The organism is Andreprevotia sp. IGB-42 (assembly GCF_009848685.1).
Lineage (GTDB): Bacteria > Pseudomonadota > Gammaproteobacteria > Burkholderiales > Chitinibacteraceae > Andreprevotia.
Genome location: NZ_WXTX01000003.1, coordinates 96,107 through 107,710, shown reverse-complemented (window position 1 = coordinate 107,710; position 11,604 = coordinate 96,107). Strand labels below are relative to the sequence as shown.

Genomic DNA, 11,604 nt, shown 5'->3' with positions numbered 1-11,604 from the left:
CCGATGGTGAAAACCAACACCTGCAGGGGCCGGTGCCGGGCAGCACGCAAGACGTGAATCCAGGTTGCCATGCGTTGTGTTGCCGCCCGATCGGGCCGGCAGTGCATGCGCCATTCACGTCAGGAGCTGCCCATGTTTGCCCGCCGTATCGAACGCCTCACCTCGTCGCTGGTCCGCGATATCCTTGCTGCCGCCACCCGTGACGACATGATTTCCTTCGCTGGCGGCCTGCCCGCTGAAGAAGCGCTGTACCAGCCCACATTGCCCGGCGGCAAGCTGCCGGATATCTGGCAATACGGCCAGACCGAGGGTGAACCGGCGTTGCGCGAACTGGTGGCGGAAAATGCCCGGCAGCTCGGCATACCGTGCAATGCCGCCCAGGTACTGATCGTCAACGGATCGCAACAGGGCATTGATCTGGTCAGCAAGCTGTTGCTGGACGAAGGCACGCCCATCGTGACCGAGGCACCGGCCTATCTGGCGGCATTGCAGGCGTTCAGATTGTTCGGTGCGGATATCCGCAGCTTTGCCGTCACCGGTGGTGGCCCCGATCTGGCAGCGCTCGATCAGGCACTGTTGCATGAGCGTGCCGTCTACCTCACTCCCACGTTCCAGAACCCGTCCGGTTATTGCTACAGCGAAGCCGAGCGTGATGCGGTGGCGGCACGTATCGATGCAGCGGGCGCCATCTTGTTCGAAGACGACCCCTACCGCGATCTGGCCTACGAAGGCCCGGCACCGTCACCCATCGCCGGGCGGCTGCAGACTGCGCGCTGGATTTATCAGGGCTCGTTTTCCAAGACGCTGGCACCCGGCCTGCGCCTGGGTTACCTGATCGTGCATACAGATTTCATCACGCCACTGACACGGCTCAAGCAGGCGGCCGACCTGCACAGCAACCGCCTGAGCCAGGCACTGGTGGCAGATTGCCTGGCGCGTGGCGCGCTGGCCGCCCACGTGCAGGCGGTGCTGCCCTTGTACCGCGCACGGCGCAATGCGATGGATGCGGCGCTGGCGCGCCATCTGGGCGCGCGCGCGCAGTGGCATACGCCGGCGGGCGGGCTGTTTTTCTGGGTAAGGCTGCAGCAGCCGGTGGATACGCGCCTGTTGCTGCAACAGGGGCTGGAAGCCGGTGTCGCCATCATGCCGGGCGAGGCATTTTTCGATGCCGCACCGGGCGAGAGCTGGTTGCGGCTCAATTTCAGCCATGCCGCCCCGGCGTTGATAGAAGAAGGCATGCGCCGGCTGGCAGCCTTGCTGGACGCGCAAAGCCGCCTGGCTGCCTGAGCGGGGGAAGCTGCTTGAATTGAGCAGCGAAATGGGCTCTACCGATAGCACCACAGCGTGCGCGGAGGGCTCCATGAGCCTGACTTCCTTTTTCGATTATGGTGCAGCAGGCGGCGATGCGGATGCCGAACCCGCGCTGGTCTTCCTGGGGCAGGCATCGACTGAAGACTGGCGCCAACTGCTGAGCGTGGCCGAGCAACGGCGCTTCAGTGCCGGCGATATGCTCATCCTGGCAGGTGAGCAGACCCGCGCGTTCTACATCGTTGCGGAAGGCGAGCTGGAAGTGCTGGCAGATTTTGCCAGCGGCAAGCCACGCCGGCTGACCACCATAGGCCGGCAATCGATTTTCGGCGAGCAGGCGTTCTTTGACGGGCAGGCCAGGTCCGCATCGGTGCGCGCGCTGCAGGCCGGGCAGCTTTACGGCATTTCACCGGATGCGTTCGAGTTGTTGGCGGGGCGTCAGCCCGAGCTGGCGCGGCGCGTGCTGTTCGATCTGGGGCGTATCCTGTCGTTGCGTCTGCGCAGCATGACCGGCAACGTGCTTGGCGTGGTCAGAAAACCGTGAACGCCATCATCCGTTTTCCCAACTACCTGCAGATCCCCTCGCGGGTACCGATGCCGCTGTGGTTTGCATTGCGGGTGGTCAGCGTGTGCTGCGCACTGGCCATGGCTGCATTGCTATGGCTTGCACCACAAACCGGGCTGTTGGTGTGGTGGTCGGTGATCGTGCCGCTGCTGCCCGCAGTGTTCTTCATTGCACCGGGCTTGTGGCGCATATATGCCCGATGGCTGCGCTCAACCAGACCCCGCGGCTGTTCGGTTTTACCCGTGGCTTCAGCCATACGCGGCATATCCGCGAATACAGCTACGTGCTGGGCATTGCGTTGTTCCTGTTGCTGGTTTCCAGCCGCAGATGGCTGTTCGATCACAGTGGCGTGGCCAGCAGCCTGTTGATACGGGGTGGCTTGGCAGGCGCTTTTCTGGGCGGCGTGATCTTCAAGGGCAAGAGCGGCTGGTGCAGCAGCATCTGCCCGTTGCTGCCAGTGCAGCGCATCTATGGCCAGACGCCATTCATCCTGCTGCGCAATGCGCATTGCCAGCCCTGCGTAGCTGCACCAGAAACTGTTACGACTTCAACCCCGGCGTGGCCTACCTGGCGGACCAGTACGATGATGACCGCCGCCATGCGGGCTACCGCAGGTTGTTCGCCGGCCTGCTGCCCGGTTTCATCCTGGCGTTCTTCACCGTGCCGCAGCACGAAGCGCTGGTGGCCATCTATGCGCATTTCGCGCTGTATGCCGGCCTGAGCCTGGCGTTGTTCCATGTACTGGATACCTTCCTGAAGCTGCCGCAAAACGGCCTGGCCGTATTGTTCGGCGCGCTGGCATTCAATTTCTATTACTGGTTCGCCGCAGGCAGCTGGGCGCATGGGGTTAGCACGCTGAGCGGCATGGTGATACCGGATAGCGTGCCGATGCTGATCCGCCTGGCACTGGCCGTGCTCACCGTGTGGTGGATCGCGCGCAGCGTGATCCGCGAGGGCTGGTTCCGCGAACAGATTGCCGCCCGGAACGTCAATGTGTCTGCCCGCCTGGGCGAGGTGGCGGCTACCGCGCAGGCCGAAATCACCATTCAGCCGGAACAGCGCCGCGTGCCGGCCACCGCAGGCATCACCCTGCTCGAGCTGGTGGAGCGCAGCGGTTGTGCGATCGAATCCGGGTGCCGCATGGGAGTGTGCGGCGCCGATCCGGTCGCCGTTACTGTCGGCATGGACAACCTTTCGCCAATCGGTGATGACGAGAAAAACACGCTGGCCCGCCTGGGGCATGCGGATAACACGCGCATGGCGTGCTGTGCACGTATCCAGGGCGGCAAGGTCAGCATCGCGCTCAAACCGGAGCGGGCGGCTGCCCGGGCCGTGGATGGCGCTATCCGGGCCAACCCGGCCATCAGGTATGTGGTGGTGATCGGCAACGGCATTGCCGGGGTGACGGCTGCCGATCATGTCCGCCGCCGCCACCCGGCGTGCCAGGTGACCGTGGTGGCGGACGAGAACCACGCGCTGTACAACCGCATGGGCATCACCCGGCTGATCTACGGGCGTTCTGCCATGCAGGGGCTCTACCTGCTGCCGGATAACTGGTATGCGGAACGCAGCATCGACGTGTGGCTCAATACTGCCGCCTGCCGCATCGACCCGCTGGCACGCACCGTCGAGCTGGCCGATGGCGAAGTCCTCGGTTACGACAGGCTGATCCTGGCCACAGGCTGCAGCAGTTTTGTGCCACCGATTGCCGGCTACGGTGGCGAAGGCTGTTTTGTGCTGCGCATCGCGAACGATGCAATGGGCGTACGCCGTTACGCGCAACATACACATGCACGGCATGCGGTCGTGGCGGGCGGTGGCCTGCTGGGGCTGGAGGCCGCGTATGCATTGCACAAGATGGGCTTGAAAGTGAGCGTGATCGAGCGCAACGCATGGCTGCTGCACCGGCAACTGGATGAGACGGGCGGGCGCATGCTGCAGCGCTACCTGCAAAGCCTGGGGCTCGATATCGTACTGAACGCGCAGCTTGATGGCGTAGGCGTGATGAAAGCGGTGCGCAACGGGCCATGTTCAACGGGGATGCCGCGATTGCTGCGGATATCTTCATCGCTGCCGCAGGCATTGCGCCCAATGTGGGTCTGGCGCGGGATGCCGGGCTCACGGTGGCGCGTGCGGTGGTGGTCGACGACAGCATGTGCACCAGCGATCCGCATATCTACGCAGCGGGTGACGTTGCCGAATGGCAGGGCAAGGCACCCGGGCTGTGGCCAGTGGCGGTGGAGCAGGCGGAAGTGGCTGCCTGCAATGCCCTGGGCGAGCAGCGTGTCTACGCCGAACCGGTCCTGTCGACCATGCTCAAGGTGGTAGGGGCCGATGTGGTTTCGCTGGGGCGCTTCAAACCGGACGTGGGCGATGAGGTATTTGCCGACGAAGATGTTGCCACGCATCGCTATCGCAAGCTGTTGATCAGCAAAGGGTATTGCGCTGGCGGCATCCTGATCGGCTGGCCGGTGTTGAACGATGCGCTGGGGCGCATGGTGAAGGGGCGGCGGCCGGTCAGTGCCGATCAGTTGGGCCGCTTGCGCGCGGGCGACTGGAGCACGCTGCTCTAGCCTGCCGTCATTTCGATAACCGGCAGCGCAGCAGCCGGAAATTCGCACCGGTTAGCGGTTTTTTGAGTGCTTACAAGCGCTTGCGCGCATGGATAGGCTTGCCCGCCGCGGGTATTTGGGCGACAATTCGCGCCTTTCGGCGGTTGGTGAACGAAGCTGCTTGTCACAGCATCACCGGCTTTTCATTGATGGCTTGCCCACCCATCGTTTATCGAATCTGATAACAAAGTGGCAAGACCTTCTGGCCCAGGAGGTATTGGCGATGACCAATCTGGCTACGGCTGCCGCGTTGCAGCTGGACATGTCGACACAACTGCCCGTGTCGTCCTATTTCGACGAAACGCTGTATCAGCACGAACTGGAACGCCTGTTCCAGCGTGGCCCCAAGTACATTGGCCATGAACTGATGGTGCCGGAAGCCGGCGACTATCACGTGCTGGAGATGACCGGTGGTGCCAAGTATCTCAAGCACACCGATGCCGGCATCAAGCTGCTTTCCAATGTATGCCGCCACCGCCAGGCCAGCATGCTGTCCGGGCGAGGCAAGAACACGCATACCGTTTGCCCCTTGCACCGCTGGACCTACGATCAGCATGGCCATCTGGCCGGCGCGCCGCATTTCCCGGGCAACCCGTGCCTGCACCTGCCGGAAACCCGGCTGGTGAAATGGAACGGCATGCTGTTCGAGGACAACGGCCACGATATCGAGGCGGACCTCAAGGATCTGGGCGTCGCGAAGAACCTGGATTTCTCGAACTACGTGTTCCACAGCGTGCAGGTGGACGAGTACGAGGGTAACTGGAAGACCTTTATCGAGGTCTATCTGGAGGATTACCACGTCGAGCCTTTCCATCCGGGCCTGGGCAAGTTCGTTACTTGCGATGACCTGAAATGGGAATTCCGCGACTGGTACTCGGTACAGACCGTGGGCGTGAACAACGCACTCGCCAAGCCGGGCTCCAAGGTTTACGCCGAGTGGCACAAGCAGGTGCAGGCCTACTACGGGGACAAGCAGCCGGCACATGGCGCTATCTGGCTGACCTACTACCCGAACGTGATGGTGGAGTGGTATCCGCATACGCTGGTGATTTCCACGCTGATCCCCACCGGGCCGCGCAGTTACAAGAACATCTGCGAATTCTACTACCCGGAGGACATCGCCTGGTTCGAACCGGAATTCGTGGCTGCCGAGCAGGCCGCCTACGCGGAAACCGCAGTGGAAGACCGCGAGATCATCGACCGCATGGAATCGGGCCGTACTGCGCTCTACAAGGCAGGCCGCAACGAAGTGGGCCCGTACCAGAGCCCGATGGAAGACGGCATGCGCCATTTCCACCAGTTCATCCGCCGCGAAATGGGCGACGTGCTGGGCGCATGAACATTGCAGGGTAATCCCGCATCGCGCCGCACGCGGCCATGCGGATAATCGGGGAGGGCAGCCGGGTGCTGCCCTCTTCATTTTCAGGCCTTTTATGACTCAAGAAAATTCCTGGCACCGGCTGCGGGAATCCGGCCTGTTCTGGATGGCCATGGCCGGCTTGTGTTTCGGCGTGATGGGCGTGTTCGTCAAGCTGGGCAGCAGCATGTTTTCCACTGCGGAGCTGGTGTTCTATCGCTGCCTGGCGGGCCTGGTGGGCATCCTGCTGATCGTGTTGCCGCAAGGCCGCTCCTTGCTGGTGGCGCCTGCCGTGCTCAAGCTGCACCTCACCCGCAGCATTTCCGGCTTCGTGTCGCTGATGCTGTACTTCAATGCGATCGCGCACCTGCCGCTGCCGACCGCGGTCACGCTCAACTATACCTCGCCAATTTTCCTGATGCTGCTGACCTTGCTATGGCAACGCCAGTGGCCGCAACGTGCGCAGATGCTGGCGGTATTGCTGGGCTTTGCCGGCGTGGTGCTGCTGTTGCATCCCACATTCAGTGCCGACCAGACCAGCGCGGGCCTGATCGGCCTGGCGTCCGGCCTGCTGGCCAGCATCGCTTACATGAACGTGCACGAACTGGGCCGCGCCGGTGAGCCGGAATGGCGGACGGTATTCTATTTCTCGCTGGTGTCGTCCTTGGGCGGTGGTGTGCTGATGCTGCTGCAGAGCGAGCCGCTGGCGGCCATCCGCTGGAGCAATGTGTGGATCATCCTGGGCATGGGTATCTCCGCCACCTGCGCGCAGCTGGCGATGACGCGTGCGTATCGCAAGGGCAGATCGCTGGCGGTGGCCAGCTTTGCCTACCTTACGGTGGTGTTTTCCACGCTGTTCGGCGTGCTGGTATGGGGGAATGTACTGCCCGCGATGAGCTACCTGGGCATTGCGGTGATCATTGCCACCGGCATCCTCACGACGCTGGCGCAACGGCGCAACTAAGCAATTTTGCGGCAGTGCCGCAGACAGCTAGAATAGCCCGCAATATTAGGCTGCAGTGATTGAGTAAAGCGTTGCGGCCAGCGGAGAGTGAATTGCGGATACTGATTTCCAATGACGATGGCTACTTTGCAACCGGCATTGCTAGGCTGGCGGAGGCCTTGTCGCAAACACACGAGGTATTCGTGTGCGCACCCGAACGTGACCGCAGTGGCTCCAGCAACTCGCTGACGCTGGATCGTCCGCTCACCGTGCGCACGGCGCCCAACGGCTTCCACTACGTGAACGGCACCCCCACCGATTGCGTGCACCTTGCGGCTACGGGCCTGCTCGGCGGCCTGCCGGACATGGTGGTTTCCGGCATCAACCACGGCGCCAACATGGGCGACGACACCATTTACTCCGGGACCGTGGCCGCCGCCACCGAAGGCTATCTGCTGGGCATTCCTTCACTGGCCATTTCACTGGCATCGCGCAACCCGCAGCATTTCGGAACGGCGGCGCGGGTGGCGCATGATCTGGTCGAGCGCGCGGTACGCAATCCGCTGCGTGGCGCGGTGCTGCTCAATGTCAACGTGCCGGATCGGGAGTACGATGGCCTCACCGGTTTCGAAACCACCCGTCTGGGCCGCCGCCACAAATCGGCGCCGGTCATCCGGGACGAAAATCCGCGTGGCGAAACCATCTGGTGGATCGGCCCGGTAGGGCTGGCCGCCGACGCGGGCGAAGGGACCGATTTCCATGCCATCAATGCGGGGCGGGTGTCGATCACGCCGCTGTCCATTGATCTGACTGCGTACGCACAACGGGATGACATCGCATCATGGCTGCACGGATGAACTTCGCTGAAATGGGCGGCGCCGGCATGACGTCGGCGCGCACGCGCACGCGCATGATAGACCGGCTCAAGCAGCAGGGCATACGCGATGCACGCGTGCTGTCGGTGATGGGCGAGGTGCCGCGCCATGTGTTCGTGGACGAAGCCATTTCGCACAAGGCCTATGACGATACCTCGCTGCCCATCGGCTTCGGGCAGACCATCTCGCAGCCCTATATCGTGGCGCAGATGACCGAGCTGGCACTGGGCGCGGCCCGGCATGAAAAGGTGCTGGAGATCGGCACCGGCTGTGGCTACCAGACGGTGATCCTAGCCCAGCTGTTCAAGACCGTGCACAGCATAGAGCGCATCGGCGGGCTATCGCGCGCCGCGCGCGAGCGCTTGTCCCGGCTGGGCGTGTACAACGCCAGGTTGCGCCATGCCGATGGCAGCAAGGGCATGATGGACGCCGCGCCGTTCGACGTCATCATCATGACCGCCGCAGCGCCGATTCCGCCGGAAAACCTGCTGGATCAGCTGGGCCTGGGCGGCCGGCTGATTTTCCCGGTGGGCACCACCGAGCAGGAGCTGCGCCTGATCGAACATACCGAGGCGGGTTTTGTCGAAACCCGGCTGGAAAAAGTGAAGTTTGTCCCGCTCTTGCCAGGTCTGGCTTGATGCAAACAAGGAGAAGTAGAGTGAGTTGGCAACGTAGTCTGGTCGTTTCTCTAGTATTGATGCTGGCCGCGTGCGCCAACGAGCCACGCAAGCCCGCACCCATCGTGGACCGCCAGCCTGCCAGCAACATCCCCGTCCCGGTGGTGGACCGTGGCAGCCAGCCTGCCGCAGCCAGCGAAGCCCGGCCCGGCACCTATACGGTCCGGAAGGGCGATACGCTCTACCGCATCGCATTGGACCATGGCCTCAGCTACCGCGAGCTGGCCGCGTGGAACAACCTTAACGACGTCAACGGCATCAATGTCGATCAGGTGCTCAGGCTGACTGCGCCCGATAGCGCCGGCAACGCCGGCGTGGAAACGCGGCCGCTCAAAACTGACGACAGCCCGGCCGTGGTGACCACCCTGGCAGTCGCTGCGACACCAGCGCCGGCCACAGCTCAGCAGTACCCGAAAGCGATCAAATTACCGTATAGCGCAGCAGCTGCCAGCAGCGTGGCGGCACTCGCGGATGGGCCGGTCGTTGCAGCCAAACCACAAAGTGATACGGTAAAACCCACTCCTAAGCCGCTTGTTGCGTCCAGTGTTGCATCTGCGCCTCAAATTGAAAAAAACCAAGACAAATCAAGCACTAAGGTGGATTCTGTACCTGTATCAGATGACGCTGATGTCGGTGAGTGGCTGGCACCGACCGTTGGCAAGCCGCTGAAAGCATTCAGTGAGGAAAGCCGCGGCATTGATATTCCCGGCAAAATGGCGCAGCCTATTTTGGCGTCAGGGTCCGGTAAGATCGTTTATGCAGGCGCCGGTTTGCGTGGCTACGGCAAGATGATCATCATCAAACACAACAAAGAATTCCTGACTGCTTACGCACACAACAGCAAATTGCTCGTCAAGGAAGGAGATAGCGTCAAGAAGGGCGAAAAGATCGCAGAGATGGGCAATACCGATACCGACCAGGTCAAACTGCATTTCGAGATACGCAGATTTGGTAAACCGGTCGATCCAGCCAAATTCATCCAGTTAGAAAAACCATGAACGATCAAATCGACATCCTGGAAGACGAAGTTCCCCTCGAAGATGAAGATGTACTCGAGAGCGCGGACGAAGATAGCGAAGCCGAGGTAGAAGCCGAGGCCGCAGAAAGCGAAGAGGCCGAAAAGTACGTCACCGAGAGCACCGGCGACGTTACGCAGATCTACCTGAACGAGATTGGCCACAGCCCGCTGCTTACCCCCGATCAGGAGCGCGCGCTGGCACGCCGCGTGGTGCAGGGTGATTTCGAGGCCCGGCAGAAAATGATCGAGCACAACCTGCGGCTGGTTGTGAATATCGCCAAGCACTACATCAACCGCGGCATGACCCTGCTCGATCTGATCGAAGAGGGCAATATCGGTTTGATGCATGCGCTGGAGAAATTCGATCCTGAGCGTGGTTTCCGTTTCTCCACCTACGCCACATGGTGGATCCGCCAGAGCATCGAGCGGGCGATCATGAACCAGAGCCGTACCATCCGGCTGCCGGTGCATGTGATCAAGGAGCTGAACGTCTACCTGCGTGCGCAGCGCCATCTTGAAGCGCACCTGGGCCACGAGCCGACCTTCGAGGATATCGCGCACCTGGTCGGCAAGGATGTGGAAGACGTGCGCCGCATCATGGGCTTGAACGAGCGTGTGGCTTCGCTGGATGCCCCGCTGGATATCGACCCCATGCTTACCATCGGCGAATCGATTCCCGATGATCAGCATGACGGCCCGGAAACCATCCTGCAGAACGCCGAGATCGAGCGTTATGTGCGTGAATGGCTCAAGCAGCTCAACGACAAGCAGCGCATGGTCATCGAGCGCCGGTACGGCTTGAATGGCTACGAGGTCTGTACGCTGGAAGATCTGGCTGCCAGCCTGAGCCTGACCCGCGAACGGGTACGCCAGATCCAGATCGAAGCGCTGGAACAATTGCGCCGTATCCTGCGCCGCTATGGTGTATCGCGCGACGTGGTGCTGTAACGAAACAGTTGCCGTAGTACTGTTGGTTTGCGGTCACGGCAGCAAAAAGCCCTCGCATGCGAGGGCTTTTTGCTGGATGCAGTTCATGGATCAGAAACCGGTCCAGGTACCGATCAGGAAGCGCGTGGCGTTGTCCGTCTTGCCTGCGCCGTCGAGCTGCGAGCTGTCGCTCATCACGCTGGGCTGGCCGGCGGTATCGAGCATGTGGTGGCGGATCTGCACGAAGCCCACTGTCGCCTTGGACAGCGTGTAGTTGTACTGGAAGTTGATGGCCTGGATACCATCGTTGCGGGTAACGCCATCGGTCTCGCTATCAGCCACATTCTGGTAGGCCAGATTGAAGTTGTGCTTGCCCATGGTGTACGCACCCTTGATCACCCAGTGATCGACGCGGGTCTTGTTGGCACCGGCAGCATGCACATCCGGTACATCGCCCAGCCATTCATTGCGCTTGAAGATGCCGGCCAGCTCGAAATCGCCGAACTTGTAATGCGCACCCACGAAGCCAACCTTGGCCTTGTTCTTGCGGGTGTAGCCGCCGCCACGACCAAAATCGGCACTGCCGTAGGTTTGCGAAATGGAATCGGTGCTGTCGCTGTTGCGGGTTTCCGCATAGCCGCCGTCGATTGTGAAGTCGTCATTGGCGTAGGTGGCCGATAGCTCGTAGGCGTGCGCGCTGACTGCCGAATCACCCAGGTCGTACTGGGCGTTGAACTTGAAGCCAGAAAATGTCGGCGAGAAGTAGCTGACCGCACGCGGGTATTGCTGCTCCTGCGCGCCAAAGTCGCCCAGCAGGTTGCCTACGCCGTTGGAGTCGTAATAGGCATCGATGATGGTGTTGTACATCGTCGAATACTGGTTGCCGAAGCGCAGCGTGCCCAGCGCGCTGCTGTAGCCTATCCATGCTTCGTTGGCACCCCAGCTGTCATAGCGATAATCGGTGGCTACTTTCTGGCCGACACGCCAGCTCAGCGTACCGCCATCATCCAGTTTGTCGGTGCCATCCAGATTGATGAAAATGTCGATTTCTTCAAGCCATTTTCCGTTCGTGTTGGTGTCCTGGAAATTGCTGCCGTTGTGGGTTCGGTAAAAGAAGTCCATTTCCGCGCTACCGCTGATGGCGATGTCGGCAAACGCAGGGGCTGTTGCCAGCGCGAGTAATACGGCCAGTCGAACGCGTTGCTGCATGGTAAAACCTCGTCGTGGCATGGGAGGGGTTGCAAGTCTGGTATTAGTTGCTTTCGATGACGGCTGCAAGACTTTGTTTGCAGATTGAAAGCTTGCCGGCAGTTTGACGTGGC

General features: G+C 61.4%; 10 protein-coding genes and 2 pseudogenes. 11 read left to right on the top strand and 1 reads right to left on the bottom strand.

The window, feature by feature from the left end:
- Positions 1–132 precede the first annotated feature (132 nt).
- The 11 genes and pseudogenes from IGB42_RS05415 (at position 133) to rpoS (ending at position 10,303) form a co-directional block, all read left to right on the top strand.
- On the top strand, positions 133–1,287 hold the full coding sequence (locus IGB42_RS05415) for a PLP-dependent aminotransferase family protein (RefSeq protein WP_159668092.1): 1,155 nt from the start codon (positions 133–135) through the stop codon (positions 1,285–1,287).
- A 73-nt stretch (positions 1,288–1,360) separates the two neighbouring features.
- Positions 1,361–1,852 (top strand): cyclic nucleotide-binding domain-containing protein, encoded by a 492-nt coding sequence (locus IGB42_RS05410; protein ID WP_159668089.1) that lies wholly within the window; start codon positions 1,361–1,363, stop codon positions 1,850–1,852.
- 213 nt (positions 1,853–2,065) lie between these two features.
- A pseudogene (locus tag IGB42_RS22150) lies at positions 2,066–3,859 on the top strand (FAD-dependent oxidoreductase); the annotation flags it as partial.
- A 41-nt stretch (positions 3,860–3,900) separates the two neighbouring features.
- Positions 3,901–4,062 (top strand): annotated as a pseudogene (locus IGB42_RS22635) (FAD-dependent oxidoreductase); the annotation flags it as partial.
- Positions 4,063–4,185: 123 nt separating this feature from the next.
- Complete coding sequence (locus IGB42_RS22145) at positions 4,186–4,446, top strand: hypothetical protein (RefSeq protein WP_236822504.1); 261 nt, start codon at positions 4,186–4,188, stop codon at positions 4,444–4,446.
- A gap of 262 nt (positions 4,447–4,708) precedes the next feature.
- Complete coding sequence (locus IGB42_RS05395) at positions 4,709–5,824, top strand: aromatic ring-hydroxylating dioxygenase subunit alpha (protein ID WP_159668080.1); 1,116 nt, start codon at positions 4,709–4,711, stop codon at positions 5,822–5,824.
- Between the two features lie 94 nt (positions 5,825–5,918).
- Entirely contained in the window at positions 5,919–6,806 is an 888-nt protein-coding gene (locus IGB42_RS05390; RefSeq protein ID WP_236822503.1) for a DMT family transporter, read from the top strand.
- A gap of 92 nt (positions 6,807–6,898) precedes the next feature.
- On the top strand, positions 6,899–7,642 hold the full coding sequence (gene surE, locus IGB42_RS05385) for a 5'/3'-nucleotidase SurE (RefSeq protein ID WP_159668077.1): 744 nt from the start codon (positions 6,899–6,901) through the stop codon (positions 7,640–7,642).
- A 26-nt stretch (positions 7,643–7,668) separates the two neighbouring features.
- Positions 7,669–8,298, top strand: a complete 630-nt coding sequence (locus tag IGB42_RS05380) for a protein-L-isoaspartate(D-aspartate) O-methyltransferase (RefSeq protein ID WP_159669049.1) — start codon at positions 7,669–7,671, stop codon at positions 8,296–8,298.
- Between the two features lie 20 nt (positions 8,299–8,318).
- Positions 8,319–9,335 carry a peptidoglycan DD-metalloendopeptidase family protein gene (locus IGB42_RS05375; RefSeq protein ID WP_159668074.1) on the top strand — a complete coding sequence of 339 codons (1,017 nt, stop codon included), beginning with the start codon at positions 8,319–8,321 and terminating at the stop codon, positions 9,333–9,335.
- The gene (rpoS, locus tag IGB42_RS05370; RefSeq protein ID WP_159668071.1) at positions 9,332–10,303 is read left to right on the top strand and encodes an RNA polymerase sigma factor RpoS; all 972 of its coding nucleotides are present in this window, start codon (positions 9,332–9,334) and stop codon (positions 10,301–10,303) included. Before IGB42_RS05375 ends, rpoS begins: the two co-directional genes overlap by 4 nt.
- 90 nt (positions 10,304–10,393) lie before the next feature.
- Here rpoS and IGB42_RS05365 read toward each other — a convergent pair whose 3' ends face one another.
- The gene (locus tag IGB42_RS05365; protein WP_159668068.1) at positions 10,394–11,491 is read right to left on the bottom strand and encodes a porin; all 1,098 of its coding nucleotides are present in this window, start codon (positions 11,489–11,491) and stop codon (positions 10,394–10,396) included.
- Positions 11,492–11,604: the final 113 nt, after the last annotated feature.

Excerpts from the sequence above, each read along its gene's own strand:
- IGB42_RS05415 (WP_159668092.1), top strand. The coding sequence starts at position 133 with ATGTTTGCCCGCCGTATCGAACGCCTCACCTCGTCGCTGGTCCGCGAT.
- IGB42_RS05410 (WP_159668089.1), top strand. The coding sequence starts at position 1,361 with ATGAGCCTGACTTCCTTTTTCGATTATGGTGCAGCAGGCGGCGATGCG.
- IGB42_RS22145 (WP_236822504.1), top strand. The coding sequence starts at position 4,186 with ATGCTCAAGGTGGTAGGGGCCGATGTGGTTTCGCTGGGGCGCTTCAAA.
- IGB42_RS05395 (WP_159668080.1), top strand. The coding sequence starts at position 4,709 with ATGACCAATCTGGCTACGGCTGCCGCGTTGCAGCTGGACATGTCGACA.
- IGB42_RS05390 (WP_236822503.1), top strand. The coding sequence starts at position 5,919 with ATGACTCAAGAAAATTCCTGGCACCGGCTGCGGGAATCCGGCCTGTTC.
- IGB42_RS05380 (WP_159669049.1), top strand. The coding sequence starts at position 7,669 with ATGACGTCGGCGCGCACGCGCACGCGCATGATAGACCGGCTCAAGCAG.
- rpoS (WP_159668071.1), top strand. The coding sequence starts at position 9,332 with ATGAACGATCAAATCGACATCCTGGAAGACGAAGTTCCCCTCGAAGAT.
- IGB42_RS05365 (WP_159668068.1), bottom strand. The coding sequence starts at position 11,491 with ATGCAGCAACGCGTTCGACTGGCCGTATTACTCGCGCTGGCAACAGCC.